Raw genomic sequence first — 17,280 nt, forward strand, 5'->3', positions numbered from 1 at the left:
GAACCGCCCGGAAAAACTCAACGCCTTGACCATCGACGGCTGGCGCCTGCTGGGCGACACCTTCCTGGAGCTGGACGCCGACGACAGCGTGCGTTGCGTGCTGCTGCGCGGGGCCGGCGAGAAGGCCTTCTCGCCGGGCAACGATATCGGTGAATTCGAGACCGCGCGCAGCAACAAGCGGCAAGCCGTGGAATATGGCGCCGTCATGCGCCGGACGATAGAGGCCATCGGCGGATGCCGGCATCCCGTCGTGGCGCAGATCCACGGCATCTGCGTGGGCGGCGGGCTGGAGATCGCCAGCTTGGCGGACATCCGCATCTGCGGCGAAAGCTCCCGGTTCGGCGTGCCGATCAAGAACCTCGGCCTGGTGATGTCGTATTCGGAACTGGCGCCGCTGGTGCGGCTGGTCGGGCCATCTGTGGCGCTGCAGGTGCTGCTGGAAGGCAGCATCTTCGACGCGGCGCAGGCTTTGCGCCTGGGCGTCGTCACCCGAGTTGAGCCCGACGGGAAGGTCGCGGAAGAAGCCTGGGCGACGGCGCGCCGCATCGCCGACGGCGCGCCGCTGGTTGCGCGCTGGCACAAGAAATTCATCCGCAACCTGGTGGGCGGCAAGGCCTTGACCGACGCCGACCGCGACGAGGCGTTCGACTGCTTCGACACCGAAGATTTCCGCGCGGGCTACCACGCCTTCCTGGCCAAGGCCAAGCCGCAATTCAACGGCCGCTGAACGCGGCGCTAGGAGTCCTCATGCATAACGACACTCACCGCCCCGCCGGCGCCCTGGCCGGCATGCGCGTGATCGAGCTTTCGCAAATCATGGCCGGGCCGACCTGCGGCATGATGCTGGCCGACATGGGCGCCGACGTCATCAAGGTCGAGAAGCTCGACGGCGGGGACGATTCGCGCCAGTACCGCGATCCCCAGATCAACGGAATCTCGGCGCCGTACCTCATGCTCAACCGCAACAAGCGCGCCATCGCGCTGGACCTGAAACACCCCGAAGGCAAGAAGGTCCTGCTGCGCATGATCCGGGACGCGGACGTCGTGACCGAGAACTTCCGCAAGGGCACGATGGAAAAACTGGGCCTGGGCTACGACACGCTGCGCCGCGAGAATCCCGGCCTGATCTATTGCGCGGTGTCGGGTTACGGCACCACCGGCCCCTATGCCGACAAGGGCGGCTTCGACCTGGTGGCGCAGGGCTTTTCCGGGCTGATGGCGATCACGGGCGAACCCGGCGGCCCCCCGCTGCGCACCGGCAATTCCGTGGCTGACATCAACGCCGGCCTGCTGGCCGCGTTCGGCGTGCTGGCGGCGTACCAGCACAAGCAGCGCACCGGCGAAGGCCAGATCGTGGAAACCTCGCTGCTCGAAGCCAGCCTGCAGCAGCTGTATTGGCATGCCGCGATCTATTTCGGCAGCGGTGTCTCGCCCGGCCCCACCGGGTCCGCGCACGTGCTCAGCGCGCCATACCAGGCGTTCCCCACCGCCACGGACTGGATCATCATCGGCGGCGCGAACGAGAAGAACTGGCAGCGCATTGCGCACGCCTTGGACAAGCCCGAGTGGGCGGACGATCCGCGCTACGCCCGCAATCGTGACCGCATGAACAATCGCAACGAACTGGTGGCGGAGATGTCGACCATCCTGGAGACGCGCAGCGCGCAGGAATGGCTGGATATCTTCGACGCTGCGGGCGTGCCCGCAGGGCCGGTGCATTCGGTCGCGCAGGCGCTATCGCATCCGCAGACGCTGGCGCGCGGCATGGTGGTGGAACAGGATCACCCGGTGGCCGGCAAGGTGCGCACCGTCGGCATGCCGGTGAAGCTGTCGGCCACGCCCGCCCAGTACCATCGCGCGGCTCCGCGGCTGGGCGAGGACACGATCGCGATCCTGGGAGAGTTCGGCTACGGAGTACAGGAAATCGATGCGCTGATCGAGGCCGGCGTGGTCGCGGCCGTGGACCGGGAGCGCGCGCCGGCCTAGAACGTGAGGGCGGGGTTTCTTGAGCCGCCGGCGTCCGGACTGCGGGATTCCGATGCTCGCCCAGTGGGCTGCGCTTCGGATCCCTCCGCCCGGCCTCCGGCTCACGGCATCCGCGAACTCGAAGCCCTGCCCTAGGCGCTCTACTCGGTTTCGCCCAGATAGGCCGCGCGCACCTTGGGGTCGTGCAGCATGTCCCCGGCAGGGCCGGACAGGATGATCTCGCCGGATTCCATCACGTAGCCGCGATGGCTGTTCTCCAGCGCCAGGCGCGCGTTCTGCTCGATCAGCAGGATCGTGACGCCTTCGCTGGCGATGGTGCGGACCACCTCGAACACCTTCTCGACCATCAGCGGCGCCAACCCCATCGAGGGCTCATCCAGCAGCAGCAGCCTGGGGCGCGCGATCATCGCGCGGCCCATCGCCACCATCTGCTGTTCGCCGCCGGACAAGGTGCCGGCCGCCTGCTTGCGGCGTTCGGCCAGGCGTGGGAACAGGGTGAAGACCCGGTCCGTGTCCTGGCGGACCTGCGCCGCGTCGCGCCGCACGTAGCCGCCCATGGCGAGGTTTTCCTCGATGGTGAGCTGGCCGAAGATGCCCCGGCCTTCCGGCACCATGACCAGGCCGCGGCGCACCAGTTCGTGCGATTTCTCGCCGCCGATGGACTGGCCGCCGTAGACCACTTCGCCGCCGGCCAGCGGCACCAGGCCGCAGATGGAGCGCAAGGTGGTGCTCTTGCCCGCGCCGTTGGCGCCGATCAGGCATACCAGTTCGCCCTCGTCCACGCGCAGGTCGATGCCGCGCACGGCGCGGATGCCGCCATAGGCGACCTGCAGGCCGCGCAATTCCAGTAAGGGTTGGGATGCCGCCGTCATGCCGGGCGCTCCTGATGAATCAGCGGATCCTGGGCAGCGCCCGCGCCCAGATACGCTTCGATAACCTTGGAATCGCGCTGCACCTGGGCGGGCTTGCCCATCGCCAGCACCTTGCCGTACTCCAGCACCAGCACGCGGTCGCACAGTCCCATGACCAGCTTCATGTCGTGCTCGATGAGCAGCACCGTGATGCCATCCCCGCGGATCTTCTCGATCAGCTTGCGCAACACCACGGTTTCGGAGGCGTTCATGCCGGCCGCCGGCTCGTCCAGCGCCAGCAGCTTGGGATCCGTGGCCAGCGCGCGCGCGATCTCCAGGCGCCGCTGGTCGCCGTAGGGCAGCGACCGGGCCACGTCGTTGGCGCGGTGGCCGATGCCCACGTATTCCAGCAGCTCCTGCGCCCGCGCTTCCGTGGCGGCCTCTTCGGCGCGCGTGGCACGCGTGCGCAGCACCGCGCCGAATACGCCGGAACGCGTCCGCATATGGCGGCCGATCATGACGTTCTCGATGGCGCTCAGGTTGGCGAACAGACGGATGTTCTGGAACGTGCGCGCCAGCCCCGCGTAGGCGACTTCGTGCGGCTTCTTGCCGGACAGGGATTCGCCCGCGAAGGTGCAGGAACCCTCTTCCGGGATGTACAGTCCGGTCAGCACGTTGAACAGCGTGGTCTTGCCCGCGCCGTTGGGGCCGATCAGGCCGTAGATCTCGCCCTGCTCGATATCGAAGCTGACTTCGGACAAGGCCTGCAGGCCGCCGAAGCGCTTGCCCAGTCCCTGGGCTTGCAGCAGTTTGCTCATGCCGCGCCTCCTTGGGCCTTGCTGGCCAGTTCGCGCTTGCGCACGGCCGACGGCCACAGGCCGGCGGGGCGGAACAGCATCACGCACACCATGGCCAGGCCGAAGAGCAGCATGCGTATGCCCTCGGGATCCAGCACCACGGCGCCGAACACCATCTGCTGGAACGGTTCGACCACGGCGCGCAGGAACTCGGGGAGCGCGGCCAGGATCAGCGCGCCCAGGATCACGCCCGGGATATGCCCCATGCCGCCCAGCACCACCATGCAGAGAATCGAGATGGATTCCATCAGCGAGAAGCTCTCGGGGCTGACGAAGCCCTGCATCGACGCGAACAACGCGCCCGCCACGCCGCCGAAGGACGCGCCCATCGCAAAGGCCAGCAGCTTGATGTTGCGGGTATTGATGCCCATCGCCTTGGCGGCGATCTCGTCTTCGCGTATGGCTTCCCAGGCGCGGCCGATGCGCGAATTCTGCAGGCGCACGCACACCACCACGATGACCAGGGTCAGCGCCAGCAGCAGGTAGTAGTACTTTTCGGGGCCCGTCACGCGGAAGCCCAAGAGGCTTTCCGTGCGGCCGAACGCGAACTCGCCCACCTTGAACGTGTCGATGCGGTTGATGCCCTGCGGCCCGTTGGTGATGTTCACCGGGGCGTTGAGGTTGTTGAGGAAGATGCGGATGATCTCCCCGAAACCGAGGGTGACGATGGCCAGGTAGTCTCCTCGAAGCTTGAGCGTGGGCGCGCCCAGCAGCACGCCAAACAGGCAAGCCACGGCCAGGGCGATCGGCAGGATCGCCCAGAAAGGCAGGTGCAGGCCGAAATGCGGCGAGGCCAGCAGCGCCCAGGTGTAGGCGCCCACCGCGTAGAACGCGATGTAGCCCAGGTCCAGCAGCCCGGCGAAACCCACCACGATATTCAGGCCCAGCGACAGCATCACGTACAGCAGGGCGAAGTTCAGGATGCGCACCCAGCTCTGCCCGGCCATGCCGAGCACGAAGGGCAGAACGGCGAGCACGATGCCGATCAGCGCGATGCCGATCAGGTTGCGGGCCGAGAACCCGCTGCTTTTCAGGTTTCCGCTCATGCGCGATCTCCCACGCGTTCGCCCAGCAGGCCCGACGGACGGAAGATCAGCACCAGCACCAGCACGAAGAACGCGAACACGTCCTGGTAGTGGCTGCCGAGGAAGCCGCCGGTCAGGTCGCCGATATAGCCCGCGCCCAAGGATTCGATAACGCCCAGCAACAGGCCGCCGGCCATCGCGCCCACCAGGTTGCCGATGCCACCCAGCACCGCGGCCGTGAAGGCCTTAAGGCCGAGCATGAAGCCCATGGTGTATTGCGAAACGCCGTAATAGGTGGCGACCATCATGCCCGCGACCGCCGCCAGCGCCGAGCCGATCAGGAAAGCCGCGGAGATGACGGTGTTGATGTTCACGCCCATCAGCCCGGCCACTTCGCGGTTCTGCGCGGTGGCGCGCATGGCCGTGCCCAGGCGGGTCTTGTGCACCACGGCCAGCAGGCCGCCCATGATGAGCGCCGCGATCACCACGATGGCGACCTGCAGCGTGCTCATGCGCGCGCCGCCGATCTCGAACACCTGGGGCGACAGCACTTGCGGGAAATTCAGGTAATTGCGGCCCCAGGCCATCATCGCGACGTTCTGCAGAATGATGGATACGCCGATGGCCGTGATCAGCGCGGCCAGCCGTGGCGCCCGGCGCAGCGGCCGGTAGGCCACGCGCTCGGCGGTCCAGCCCACCGCCATGCACAGCGGCACCGAGACCAGCAGGCCCACGCCCAGGACCACGAAAGCGGACGTGCCCGGGTCGCCGCCGACCAGCGAAATGGCGACCGTGGTGGCCGCCATCGCGCCGATCATGACGACGTCGCCGTGCGCGAAGTTGATCAGCCCGATGATGCCGTACACCATGGTGTAGCCGAGGGCGACCAGGGCGTACACGCTGCCTAGCGTGACGCCGTTAATCAGTTGTTGAATGAAGATATCCATAGGGGCCGCGGAATAAGCCTGGAAAAATCGCGCGTATGGCGCTGCGGCGGCCCTCGGGCCTGCCGCGCCGCCGCGCATCGCGCACGCCGGACGGCGCGCGCGCTTTTACTCGCGGGCGGGCGCGGCCATGCCGCCTTCCCGCCCGGACCAGCCAGCCTTAGTTGGCCTGGCTGACCATCGTTTCAACCATCTCCCACTTGCCGTTCTTGACTTCGTAGATGGTGACCGAGATTTCCTTCAGGTCGCCGTTGGCGTCGTACGAGATGTGCTCGCTGGTGGCGCCCTTGCGGTTCAGCTTGGCCAGGGCCGGCAGGTACTTTTCGGGCTTGGCCGAGCCGGCCTGCTCGATGGCGGTGATCATGTTCCATGCGCCGTCGTAGGCGTACGGGGCGTAGACGCCCGGCGCCTTCTTGAAGCGCGCCTGGTAGCGCTGCTCGAAGTCCTTGCCCGCAGCCATCTTGTCCAGCGGCACGCCGGCCAGCGAGGCGTAGGTGCCGTCGGCGGCGTCGCCGGCCAGCTTGATGAAGGTATCGCTGCGGGTCATTTCGCCCGAGACCAGCGGCGCCTTCAGGCCCAGCGTCGCCAGCTGGCGCTTCATGGGACCGGATTGCGCGTCCAGGCCGCCGTAGAAGATCGCATCGGGCGCGGCGCCCTTGATGTTGGTCAGGATGGCGGTGAAGTCGTTCGCCTTGTCGGTCGTGTACTCGCGGCGCACGACCTGGCCGCCCGCGGCCTTGACGGCCTTCTCGACCTCGTCGGCCAGGCCTTGGCCGTAGGCGGTGCGGTCGTCGATGATCGCGACCTTCTTGGCGTTCAGCTTCTCGACCATGAACTTGCCGACGGCGGCGCCCTGCTGGGTGTCGCTGGTCATCATGCGGAAGGTGGTCTCGTAGCCCTGCTTGGTGTATTCGGGCGAGGTGGCCATCGCGATCTGCGGCAGGCCGGCTTCGTGATAGACGCGCGAAGCGGGGATCGTCGTGCCCGAATTGAAGTGGCCCAGGATACCGACAACGTCCTGGTCGACCAGTTGCTGGGCGACCTGCACGCCGACCCGCGGATCGGCCTGGTCATCGCGCGAGACGAGCACGAAGGTGGCGGGCTTGCCGTCGACCTTGATGCCCTTCTTGTTGGCTTCTTCCAGGGCCAGGTTCAGACCGTTCTGCATGTCTTCGCCATAGTGCGATTGCGGGCCGGTCAGCGGCGCGGCGAACCCGAACTTGATGTCGGCGGCCTGCGCGGCGGCGGCCACGCCTGCGGCGGCGAGGCTGGCGGCGACAAGCTTCAAAGTGGTGCGGAACTTCATGGGTATCCTCCGAGGTGTCGGACTTAAGACCTTGTTATACCTGAGCTTTTAGCCAGGCTTCTGGTTTTTTACTACCGTAAGCCCCGATGTTGCCGGGGTCTTGCGCATGCATGTTCTGCAGAGTCCGGATGCCGGGTTGCGACATCCGGACTAGAGGTGCGACCGGATTTTGCTTCCAGTGCAACCTTGCCCGATATTGGAGATAACCCTCAGATACCAAAGGGTTGCCCCCGGCGCCGTCAGCCGATGGTCATGAGACTGGCGTTGCCGCCTGCCGCCGCCGTATTGACGCTGATGGAGCGCTCGGCCAGCAGGCGGTCCGGCACGTAGCCGGCTCCGGCTGCGATCGCGTCCGGCGTCAGTCCGTGCACGGACAGGATGGGTCCGGGGCGCTGGGCAATGCGCTGGTTCAGCGCCAGCAGCGCGTCGCCGTCGCCCTCGAAAAGCACGGCCTGGTAATCCGCCTGGTCGACTTCGTCGTCGGCCAGGATCCCCGCCTGGCCGCCCTGCTCGGCGTCGAGCGTAGCCAGCAGCGCCTGCGCCGCGGGCGTGTCCGCGAACCAGGCGTGGTTGCCGGTCCGCCTGGCGGCCGACCACTGCGCCCGCGCGCCTGCCTCGGTGGCCGCCACGCAATACACGGCGCCGCGGGGCTCGAGCACGTAGGTATTGGTTTCGCCCGTCGGCCCCGGCAGCGCGATGCGCTGCGGCAGCGGAGCCGATGCGTCCAGCGCGGGCGGCAGGCCGGACGGACGGGTGGCCAGCAGGCGGTACATGTACAGCGGGCCGCCGGCCTTGGGGCCGGTGCCCGACAGGCACTCTCCGCCGAACGGCTGCACGCCCACGACCGCGCCGACGATATTGCGGTTGACGTAGACGTTGCCCGCATGGACCTGGCCGGTCACGTGCGCGATGGTTTCGTCGATGCGGGTGTGCACGCCGAACGTGAGGCCGTAGCCGGTGCCGTTGACCGCGTCGAGCAGGGCGTCCAGCTCATCGCGCTTGTAGCGCACCACGTGCAGCACCGGGCCGAACACTTCGCGCGTCAGTTCGCTGATGTGGTCGATCTCGATGATGGTGGGCGGCACGAAGGTTCCGTGGCGGCATTCGCCGTTGAGTTCCACCTGGTCGATCCGGTGGCCGGCGGTGCGCATGGCCTCGATGTGACGCTGGATGCCGTTGCGGGCCTCCGTGTCGATGACGGGGCCGACGTCCACCGACAGCCGGTCCGGGTTGCCCACGCTCAGTTCGCGCATCGCGCCGCGCAGCATGGTCAGCACGTGGTCGGCGCTGTCCTCTTGCACGCACAGCACGCGCAGGGCCGAGCAGCGCTGGCCCGCCGAATCGAAGGCGGAGGTCAGCACGTCGAACACGACTTGCTCGGCCAGGGCCGAGGAATCGACCACCATGGCATTCTGGCCGCCTGTTTCCGCGATCAGCGGAATGGTATGGCCCGCGTCGTCCAGCCGGTCGGCCAGCGTGCGCGCGATGATCCGCGCAACATCGGTGGAGCCGGTGAACATCACGCCGCGCACGCCAGGGCTGGAAACCAGCTGGGCGCCCACGGTTTCGCCCCGGCCCGGCAGCAACTGCACGGCGCCGGCCGGCACGCCCGCGGCGCGCAGGATGGCCACGGCCTGAGCCGCGATCAACGGGGTCTGTTCGGCCGGCTTGGCCAGCACCGTATTGCCGGCGGCGAGCGCGGCCGCGACCTGCCCGGTGAAAATGGCGAGCGGGAAATTCCAGGGGCTGATGCACAGCACGGTGCCCAGCGGACGGTGCGTGTCGTTGCTGAACTCCGTTTCCGCCTGGTCCGCGTAGTAACGCAGGAAATCCACGGCCTCGCGGACTTCGGCGATGGCGTTGGGCAGCGACTTGCCGGCCTCGCGCACGATCAGGCCCAGCAGGGTCTGCATCTGCTCTTCCAGCAATTGCGCGGCGCGGCGCAGGCATTGCGCGCGCTCGGCCACCGGCGTGGACTGCCAGATGGGCGAGACGTTGGCGGCCGCGCGCAACGCGGCCTCGGCCTCTTCCGGCTGCGTCTCGATGACGTGGCCCACCACGTCGCGCAGGTTGGCGGGGTTGCGCACTTCGACGGCGCGGCCGGCGTCCCAGACGTCGCCTCCCTCGCCCAGCATCGGCGCGGCGCGCCACGGCATCGCGGCGCTGGCCAGCAGGGCCGCGGACAGCGAACCCAGGCGATGTTCGTTGCTCAGGTCCAGGCCCGCCGAATTGGAGCGCGCGCCCTCTTGCGGGTCGCCATAGAGTTCGCGCGGAAGCGGGATCTTTTCGTGCGGCGCGCCCAACGGCACGATGCGAGACGCGGCCTCGACCGGGTCCGCAACCAATTGCTCGACCGGAATGGTCTCATCGCCGATCAGGTTCACGAACGAGGTGTTGGCGCCGTTCTCCAGCAGGCGTCGCACCAGATAGGCCAGCAGGGTTTCATGCGTGCCCACCGGCGCGTAGATGCGGCAAGGGCGATTCAGCTTGCCCTGCGCCAGCGGCCCCACCACTTCGTCGTACAGCGGCTCGCCCATGCCGTGCAGGCACTGGAACTCGTACTGGCCGGGGTAATAGTTCTGGCCGGCCAGCTGATAGATGGCGGACAGGGTATAGGCGTTGTGCGTGGCGAATTGCGGGTACACCGCCTCCGGCGCGCCCAGCAACTTGCGCGCGCAGGCCAGATACGCCACGTCCGTGTAGACCTTGCGCGTGTAGACGGGATAGCCTTCCAGGCCGTCGACCTGGGCGCGCTTGATCTCGCTGTCCCAGTAGGCGCCCTTCACCAGGCGCACCATCACGCGATGGCGGCTGCGGCGGGCCAGGTCGATCACATAGTCGATCACGAAGGGCGCGCGCTTCTGGTAGGCCTGGATGACGAAGCCGATGCCGTTCCAGCCCTCCAGCTCCGGCTCGAAGCACAGTGCCTCCAGCAGGTCGAGCGAGATCTCCAGGCGGTCGGCTTCTTCGGCGTCGATGTTCAGGCCGATGTCGTAGCTGCGGGCCAGCACGGTCAGGGCCTTCACACGCGGCAGCAATTCGGCCATCACGCGTTCGCGCTGGGCGCGGGAATAGCGGGGATGCAGGGCCGACAACTTGATCGAAATGCCCGGCCCTTCATAGATGCCCCGGCCTGCCGCCGCCTTGCCGATCGCGTGGATGGCCTGTTCGTACGACGCGTAATAGCGATCCGCGTCCTCGGCCGTGGTCGCGGCCTCGCCCAGCATGTCATAGGAATAGCGGAAGCCGCGGGATTCCATCTTGCGGTTGTTGGCCAGGGCCTCGGAAATGGTCTGGCCCGACACGAATTGCTCGCCCATCATGCGCATGGCCATGTTCACGCCCTTGCGCACCAGCGGTTCGCCGCCCTTGCCGATCAGGCGGGTCAGCGCCTTGGACAGCGATTGCTCGCTGCTGACCGCCACCAGCTTGCCGGTGATCATCAGGCCCCAGGTGGCGGCGTTGACGAACAGGGACTGGGAACCGCCCATGTGGGACTTCCAGTCGCCCCGGGCCACCTTGTCGCGGATCAGCGCGTCGCGAGTGGCGCGGTCGGGGATGCGCAGCAAGGCCTCGGCCAGGCACATCAGCGCCACGCCTTCCTGGCTGGACAGCGAGAACTCCTGGATCAGCCCTTCCACGCCGCCGCCGCTGCGCTTGCCGCGCAGCTTCTGCACCAGGCCGCTGGCCAGCGCGTGGATCTTTTCCAGGTTCGGCATGCGGGCCTGCCCGAGCAGCAGCGGCACGCACTCGGACTCGGGACGGCGGTAGGCCGCGGTAATGGCCGCGCGCAGCACGGACTGCGGCTGCACGTCCTGGCCAAACTCGAAGAACGGCGGCGTGGGCGCCGAATGCCCCTCGCCCGCCTCGTCCTCGGCGCCGGCGTCCGAGCCCAGGTGCGACATCTCCGCGGGCAGGTGGCCGCGCTCGATCTTGTCCAGGTAGGCAAGAATCGCCTGCTTGTGCAGCCAGTGCGGCGTGCAATTGAGCTTTTGCGCGGCGGCCTTCAGCCGGTCGCGGAGCGCGTCATCGACTTTGACGCCTAGGGTCGTGCTGGCCATAAGAGATTGCTTCCTGTCGCATGGCAGAGGTGATGCTGGGCCGGCACGGAACCGAAACCCGGAACCCAGCATGGGGTAGGACCGTATGCTAGACAGGTTGCAACCGCGTTTGTATTGCGGTTAACCCTAGGTTAACCACTTGAGAACAGGCGTGTTTTGCCCGGACGCGCTTTAGTCTTTCAAGGGCGAGCAGCCCAGCATCTGGACCGATGCGGAGCCGGCGGGCGCCTGGCCGCGGATGGCCGAGGCCATGGTCGCCGCCAGGGCGGAAACCGCGCGCTGCTGCGCGGAGATCAGCGCGGGCACGCCGGCTTCGGCCACGGTCTCCGTGACCACGCTGCGGCACAGCAGGCCGGCGCCCTTCATGTTGACCGGCCGCACGCGCCAGGTAGCGTCCAGCTGCGCCATGCTGCCCGACACCAGCTCGAACCGCTGCACGTCCGTCTGGACGCGCCAGACGGCGGCGCCGGGCCCGGGCTTGACCATTTGCACGTCCAGCGCGCCCAGTTCCCGCTTGAGCGCGTCGGACAGCGCGCCGCGCAGCTCGTCTCCCAGCGGCGAGCTCCAGCGCTCGGAATACAGCGCGGACAGGCTGCCGTCGCCGGTGCGCACCATCAGCTGCGGCTGGTCGGCCTGGGTCGAGATGCTGACCGGCTGCACGTCGACCAGATAGGCGGCGGACGCGCCGCCGGCCCCGGCGGCCGTGGGGGCCGACGGCCCCTGCAGCGTGTAGTAGTTCACCGGCGCCGACGAGCCGCAGCCCGCCAGCACGGCCGACAAGGCCGCCAGGGCCAGGGCCGCGCGCAGGCGGGACGCCTGCCGGCCGATGGAGGCGGCAGCGGGCTTGGAGGGCAGGCTCGCCGGGCGAGCGCGGGATGGGCGTCTATTCATGGGTTTCAGTTCCTGACAGGACCGGCGCCGGGGATCGGGTCTGGGCCGCGGCCGCGCAACAAGGCCTCGGGGTTGGATTGCAGGAAGTCGGCCAGGGCTCGCAGCGAGCGGGCCGCGCGGCCCAGCTCCTGCATGGCCCGCTCCGTATTGACGGGCAGCGACGAATCGGAGGCCAGCAGCGCGTTGATCTGCGCCATCGACTCCCTGGCCTGCTTCAGCATGCGCTGCGCTTCGGGCGCCACCTGCTTGTCCAGGCGGCCCATCAGCTTGGAAGTGCTGGCCAGCGTGGCGCGCAGGTCCTCCCCGATCTTGTCGAACGGAATCTTCTCGACCTTGGAGATGATGTTGCTGACCTGCTGCTGCAGCTGGTCCAGGTTGCCGGGCACCGTGGGGATGAACGCGGGCTCGGACATCTTGAACTCGACCGGCTTGGCGTTCGGGAATATGTCGAGCGCCACGTATAGCTGGCCCGTCAGCAGGTTGGCGGTGCGCAGCTGGGCGCGCAGGCCGTGCTTGATCATGCCGCCCAGCAGCCTGCCGCCCGCCACGTCGCCGTCCTTGAGGGCGCGTTCGCGCACTTCGTCGAAGACGCGCCCCAGGCGCTCCGGATACAGCGTGGCGTCCACCAGGGAATAGAAGCGCTTGGCGACAGGATCGAAATCCAGGTTGATCTGCGTGACGTTGCCCAGGGTGATGCCGCTGAAGTCGATCGGCGCGCCCACGGCCAGGCCGCGGATCGATTGGTCGAAACGCATGCGGATCGGGAAGGCTTCGCCGTCCGGATTCGCCTTGGCGGCCGTCTCGGTCGGATAGAGATCGAACTGGGCGTCCGCCGCCGCCGGCGTGCCGGCATCGCGCGCGGTCAGCACCGGCTCGAAGGCCACCCCGCCGACCGCCATCGACACCAGCGACTGCGTGCGCACCTTCAGGCCGTCCGCATTGACGCTGAAGTCCACCCCGCTGGCATTCCAGAAGCGCGTGCCGTTGGTGACGAACTTGTCGTTGGGCGCGTCCACGAACACCTCGACGTTCACGGCCTTGCCGGTCTGATCCAGCGCATAGCCGATCACGCGGCCGACGTTGATGCGGCGGAAATACACCGGCGAGCCGATGTCCAGCGAGCCCAGGTCCGATGCTTTCAGCTTGAATCGCTTGCCCGCGCGATCATGCGTCACGGCGGGCGGAACTTCCAGGCCTTCGAACTCCAGCTTGGTGGCCTTGTTGCCGTTCTTGCCCTCGACCGCGTCCACGCCGATGTAGGCGCCCGAGAGCAAGGTGCCCAGGCCGGACACGCCGCTCACGTCCAGGCGCGGACGCACCACCCAGAAATTGGTGCCCTCGCGGGCAAGGTCGGAGACTTCCTTGGCCAGCTCGGCCTGCACCACCACTTTGGTGCGGTCGGAATTGAAGCCGATGGACTTCACAGTGCCGATCGTCACGTCCTTGTAGCGCAGCTGGGTCTTGCCGACTTCCAGCCCTTCGGCGGTATTGAACGAAATGGAGATGTCGGGTCCCGCCTGCATCCAGGTCCGCACGACCAGGGACAGGCCCATCAGGGCCGCTACGATGGGCACCAGCCAAATCCATGAGATCCGGCTCTTCTGCTTGCGCGAGATCGAGGGCGAAGCGAACTTCTCCTCGCCGGATCCGGGTGCTTGCTCGGACATCTACTCTTCCTTTTTTGTAGGCTGACCCGCCGCAGCCTAGCTGATTTCCTGGCCAGCGCCGGGCGCCGGCTGGCGCCGGCCCTCGACCGGCGCTGATTCTATTTCACTTTGCCCTTCCAGGTCCCAGCTGCGGCGCAGGTCGAAGCTCATGGCGGACAGCATCGTCAGGATCACGACCACCCCGAAAGCCGCCGCGCCCGCGCCGGCGCTGATTTCCATCAAGCCCTGGAAATCCGCCAGCGCCGCAAGCAATATAACGACAAAAACGTCCAGCATCGACCACTGGCCGATGAACTCGACCATCTGGTACAGCCGGGTGCGCGGGCGCAGGTTGGTCGTGCTGCGCCATTGCTCGGTGAGCAGCAGCAGGATGAGCGCAAGCAGCTTGGTGAGCGGCACGGCCACGCTGGCGATGAAGACGATCAGGGCGATGTCCCAGGACCCCATCTCCCATAGCTCGACCACGCCGCCCAGAATCGTATGGGCGCTGTCGCCCAGCACGGAACTGACCTTCATGACCGGCAGCACGTTGGCAGGAATGTAGAACACCACGGCGGCCAGCAGCAGCGCCCAGGTGCGCGCCACGTGGTCGGGCTTACGGTAGTGCACCAGCGCGTCGCAGCGCACACAATGGTGCTCGGCCTCCGGATCGGCCTCGCGCGCCAGGGCCTGCACCTGGCCGCAGACGTGGCAGCCCGTCAGGATCTGGCCGGGCCCGGCCTCGGGCACGTGCACCGGGGCCACGCCTACGCTTTCGGCATAGCGCCACACCACGTGCGGCGACAGCCGGCCCAGCATGGTCAGGAGAATGGTGAGGACGCCGAACGCGCCCAGCCCGATGCCGGGCGACACCGCCGCCATGCCGGCCAGCTTCACCACGGCCACCAGCACGCCCAGCAGGAACACCGGCACCATGCACCAGGGCCGCAGAAAGCCCAGTAGCCGCATCGCCGGCCGGAACCCCACGGGCTCGCGCCCCTGCGACAGGGGGCCCAGCACCCAGAGCAGGACGCTCAGCTGCAGCAGCGGAAGCACGAAGCCGGCCATGCCGGTCATCACCGCCACCACCCAATGCCCCTGGCGCCACGTGATGGAAATGGCGTCCAGCAACGAGGCCTGCTGCGTCATGCCCTGCACGGACATGGAGGCGACAGGATAGGCGTTGGCCACCCCGAAGATGATCAGGGCGGCGATGGCGAGCGCCAGCCAATTGGACAAAGTCAGCCCGCTGTAGCGCCACAGAATGGCGCCGCAGCGGGCGCAATTGGCGGTCTCGCCAGGTTCGAGCTGATGCCGGCGATAGATGCTTGCGCAGTGTTCGCACTCGATCAGCGGCTGGCGGTCCGCAGTCATAAGGGAGGCAGGCCCTTGCCTAATCAACCAATTCGACTTCCTGCTTGTCGGGCGCATCCGAGGACGGCGGCTTGCCGCTGTCATCGAAGCTCAGCGTCACCTTGCCTTCGTCGTCCAGGTCCACCGTGACCGTGCCGCCCTCGACCAGCTTGCCGAACAGCAGTTCGTCGGCCAGCGCGCGGCGGATGGTGTCCTGGATGAGGCGTTGCATGGGACGCGCGCCCATGAGCGGATCGAACCCCTCTTTCGCGAGATGCTCGCGCAGTCGGGTGGTGAAGATCGCTTCCACGCGGCGCTCGTGCAGTTGGTCTTCCAGTTGCATGAGGAACTTGTCCACCACGCGCAGGATGATTTCGCGGTCCAGCGCCGCGAACGGGATGATCGCGTCCAGGCGGTTGCGGAACTCGGGCGTGAACATGCGACGGATCTCGGCCATTTCATCGCCCACCACGCGCGAATTCGCGAAGCCGATGGACGGACGGTTCAAGGTCTCGGCGCCCGCGTTCGTCGTCATGATGAGGATGACGTTGCGGAAGTCCGCCTTGCGGCCGTTGTTGTCGGTCAAGGTGCCGTGGTCCATCACCTGCAGCAGGATGTTGAACACGTCCGGGTGCGCCTTTTCGATTTCATCGAGCAACAGCACGCAGTGCGGCTGCTTGGTGATGGCTTCGGTCAGCAGCCCGCCCTGGTCGAACCCGACGTAGCCCGGAGGCGCGCCGATCAGGCGCGACACGGCGTGGCGCTCCATGTATTCCGACATGTCGAAGCGCAGCAACTCGACGCCCAGCGTAAACGCCAGCTGGCGGGCCACTTCCGTCTTGCCCACGCCGGTGGGGCCGGAGAACAGGAAGGCGCCGATGGGTTTTTCCGGCTTGCCCAGGCCCGAACGCGCCATCTTGATGGCGGCGGACAAGGCCTCGATGGCGTTGTCCTGCCCGAAGACCACGGTTTTCAGGTCACGATCCAGCGTGGCGAGCTTGCTGCGGTCGTCGTTGGAGACGGACTGCGGCGGAATGCGCGCGATCTTGGACACGATGTTCTCGATATCCACCTTGCCGATCACCTTCTTCTGGCGCGAGCGCGGCAGCAAGCGCTGCGCGGCGCCGGCCTCGTCGATCACGTCGATGGCCTTGTCGGGCAGGTGGCGGTCATTGATGAAGCGCGCGGACAGCTCCGCGGCGGCCGACAGCGCGGCGGCCGAGTAGCGGACGCTGTGGTGCTCCTCGAAGCGGCTCTTCAGCCCGCGCAGGATCTGCACGGTCTGCTCGACGCTGGGCTCGGGCACGTCGATCTTCTGGAAGCGGCGCGACAGCGCGTGGTCTTTCTCGAAGACGCCGCGGTATTCCGTGTAGGTGGTTGCGCCGATGCACTTGAGCTGCCCGGACGACAAGGCCGGCTTCAAGAGGTTGGACGCGTCCAGCGTGCCGCCCGAGGCCGAACCGGCACCGATCAGCGTATGGATTTCGTCGATGAACAGGATGGCGTCGGGGTTGCCGCGGATCTGCTTGAGCACGCCCTTCAGGCGCTGCTCGAAATCGCCGCGGTACTTGGTGCCCGCCAGCAACGCGCCCATGTCCAGCGAATAGACCTGGGCGGCCTGCAGGACCTCGGGCACCTCGCCACGCGTGATGCGCCAGGCCAGGCCTTCGGCGATCGCCGTCTTGCCCACGCCGGCCTCGCCGACCAGCAGGGGATTGTTCTTGCGGCGGCGGCACAGCACCTGGATCACGCGCTCGACCTCGTGCTCGCGCCCGATCAGGGGATCGATGCGCCCGGCCAGCGCGGCCGCGTTCAGGTCGGTGGCGTACTGATCAAGGGGCGACTGGCGCGATTCGCCCTGCTCTTCACCATTGGTCTGCTGCTCTTTCTGCACGGCGGCGGACTCCACCTGTGGCTGTTTGGTAATGCCATGCGAAAGGAAGTTGACGACGTCCAGCCGCGTGACGCCCTGCTGCTGCAGGTAGTACACGGCATGCGAATCCTTTTCGCCAAAAATGGCCACGAGCACGTTCGCGCCGGTAACCGGCTTCTTGCCGGTGCCCCCCGCGGATACGTGCATGATCGCGCGCTGGATCACGCGCTGGAATCCCAGCGTGGGCTGGGTGTCGACCTCGGCGCCGCTCGGAATCACGGGCGTGTTTTCCGAGACGAACTGGCGCAGGTTGCGGCGCAATTCATCCAGGTTGGCAGCGCAGGCGCGCAGGACCTCGACAGCCGAAGCGTTGTCGAGCAGCGACAACAACAGGTGCTCGACTGTAATAAATTCGTGCCGGGCCGAGCGGGCCTCGACGAAAGCCATATGCAGGCTGACTTCAAGCTCTTGAGAAATCACGCTTCCT

The 17,280-nt window shown here is 67.3% G+C and carries 12 protein-coding genes; 2 read left to right on the forward strand and 10 right to left on the reverse strand.

Annotated features, from left to right (window positions below):
* Both JL37_RS03765 and JL37_RS03770 read left to right on the forward strand, forming a co-directional pair.
* Window positions 1–727, forward strand: a 727-nt coding sequence (locus JL37_RS03765; RefSeq protein ID WP_043542127.1) for an enoyl-CoA hydratase/isomerase family protein, incomplete at its 5' end; no start/stop codon positions are given.
* A gap of 20 nt (window positions 728–747) precedes the next feature.
* Window positions 748–1,986, forward strand: a complete 1,239-nt coding sequence (locus JL37_RS03770; RefSeq protein WP_043542130.1) for a CaiB/BaiF CoA-transferase family protein — start codon at window positions 748–750, stop codon at window positions 1,984–1,986.
* A gap of 140 nt (window positions 1,987–2,126) precedes the next feature.
* Here JL37_RS03770 and JL37_RS03775 read toward each other — a convergent pair whose 3' ends face one another.
* From JL37_RS03775 to clpA, 10 genes are all read right to left on the reverse strand, one after another.
* On the reverse strand, window positions 2,127–2,858 hold the full coding sequence (locus tag JL37_RS03775; RefSeq protein WP_043542132.1) for an ABC transporter ATP-binding protein: 732 nt from the start codon (window positions 2,856–2,858) through the stop codon (window positions 2,127–2,129).
* The gene (locus tag JL37_RS03780; RefSeq protein ID WP_043542136.1) at window positions 2,855–3,655 is read right to left on the reverse strand and encodes an ABC transporter ATP-binding protein; all 801 of its coding nucleotides are present in this window, start codon (window positions 3,653–3,655) and stop codon (window positions 2,855–2,857) included. The genes JL37_RS03775 and JL37_RS03780 overlap by 4 nt, the downstream gene beginning before the upstream one ends.
* Complete coding sequence (locus tag JL37_RS03785) at window positions 3,652–4,740, reverse strand: ABC transporter ATP-binding protein (RefSeq protein ID WP_043542137.1); 1,089 nt, start codon at window positions 4,738–4,740, stop codon at window positions 3,652–3,654. The genes JL37_RS03780 and JL37_RS03785 overlap by 4 nt, the downstream gene beginning before the upstream one ends.
* Window positions 4,737–5,744, reverse strand: coding sequence for a branched-chain amino acid ABC transporter permease (locus JL37_RS03790; protein WP_369798516.1), 1,008 nt, complete (start codon window positions 5,742–5,744; stop codon window positions 4,737–4,739). The genes JL37_RS03785 and JL37_RS03790 overlap by 4 nt, the downstream gene beginning before the upstream one ends.
* 79 nt (window positions 5,745–5,823) lie before the next feature.
* The gene (locus tag JL37_RS03795) at window positions 5,824–6,969 is read right to left on the reverse strand and encodes a branched-chain amino acid ABC transporter substrate-binding protein (protein WP_043542140.1); all 1,146 of its coding nucleotides are present in this window, start codon (window positions 6,967–6,969) and stop codon (window positions 5,824–5,826) included.
* 239 nt (window positions 6,970–7,208) lie between these two features.
* Complete coding sequence (gene putA / locus JL37_RS03800) at window positions 7,209–11,030, reverse strand: trifunctional transcriptional regulator/proline dehydrogenase/L-glutamate gamma-semialdehyde dehydrogenase (protein ID WP_043542142.1); 3,822 nt, start codon at window positions 11,028–11,030, stop codon at window positions 7,209–7,211.
* Window positions 11,031–11,201: 171 nt separating this feature from the next.
* Window positions 11,202–11,921, reverse strand: a complete 720-nt coding sequence (locus JL37_RS03805) for a PqiC family protein (RefSeq protein ID WP_081954972.1) — start codon at window positions 11,919–11,921, stop codon at window positions 11,202–11,204.
* Between the two features lie 5 nt (window positions 11,922–11,926).
* Window positions 11,927–13,588: an intermembrane transport protein PqiB gene (locus tag JL37_RS03810; protein WP_043542143.1), complete on the reverse strand. Its 1,662-nt coding sequence runs from the start codon at window positions 13,586–13,588 to the stop codon at window positions 11,927–11,929.
* Between the two features lie 36 nt (window positions 13,589–13,624).
* The gene (locus tag JL37_RS03815; protein WP_043542145.1) at window positions 13,625–14,941 is read right to left on the reverse strand and encodes a paraquat-inducible protein A; all 1,317 of its coding nucleotides are present in this window, start codon (window positions 14,939–14,941) and stop codon (window positions 13,625–13,627) included.
* Window positions 14,942–14,960: 19 nt separating this feature from the next.
* Window positions 14,961–17,273, reverse strand: a complete 2,313-nt coding sequence (clpA, locus tag JL37_RS03820; protein ID WP_043542304.1) for an ATP-dependent Clp protease ATP-binding subunit ClpA — start codon at window positions 17,271–17,273, stop codon at window positions 14,961–14,963.
* Between the last annotated feature and the right edge of the window lie 7 nt (window positions 17,274–17,280).

The organism is Achromobacter sp. RTa, assembly GCF_000757485.1.
Classification (GTDB): domain Bacteria; phylum Pseudomonadota; class Gammaproteobacteria; order Burkholderiales; family Burkholderiaceae_B; genus Achromobacter.

What these genes read in the sequence shown, in the direction of transcription:
- JL37_RS03770 (WP_043542130.1), top strand. Translation starts at nt 748, where the DNA reads ATGCATAACGACACTCACCGCCCCGCCGGCGCCCTGGCCGGCATGCGC.
- JL37_RS03775 (WP_043542132.1), bottom strand. Translation starts at nt 2,858, where the DNA reads ATGACGGCGGCATCCCAACCCTTACTGGAATTGCGCGGCCTGCAGGTC.
- JL37_RS03780 (WP_043542136.1), bottom strand. Translation starts at nt 3,655, where the DNA reads ATGAGCAAACTGCTGCAAGCCCAGGGACTGGGCAAGCGCTTCGGCGGC.
- JL37_RS03785 (WP_043542137.1), bottom strand. Translation starts at nt 4,740, where the DNA reads ATGAGCGGAAACCTGAAAAGCAGCGGGTTCTCGGCCCGCAACCTGATC.
- JL37_RS03790 (WP_369798516.1), bottom strand. Translation starts at nt 5,744, where the DNA reads ATGCGCGGCGGCGCGGCAGGCCCGAGGGCCGCCGCAGCGCCATACGCG.
- JL37_RS03795 (WP_043542140.1), bottom strand. Translation starts at nt 6,969, where the DNA reads ATGAAGTTCCGCACCACTTTGAAGCTTGTCGCCGCCAGCCTCGCCGCC.
- putA (WP_043542142.1), bottom strand. Translation starts at nt 11,030, where the DNA reads ATGGCCAGCACGACCCTAGGCGTCAAAGTCGATGACGCGCTCCGCGAC.
- JL37_RS03805 (WP_081954972.1), bottom strand. Translation starts at nt 11,921, where the DNA reads ATGAATAGACGCCCATCCCGCGCTCGCCCGGCGAGCCTGCCCTCCAAG.
- JL37_RS03810 (WP_043542143.1), bottom strand. Translation starts at nt 13,588, where the DNA reads ATGTCCGAGCAAGCACCCGGATCCGGCGAGGAGAAGTTCGCTTCGCCC.
- JL37_RS03815 (WP_043542145.1), bottom strand. Translation starts at nt 14,941, where the DNA reads ATGACTGCGGACCGCCAGCCGCTGATCGAGTGCGAACACTGCGCAAGC.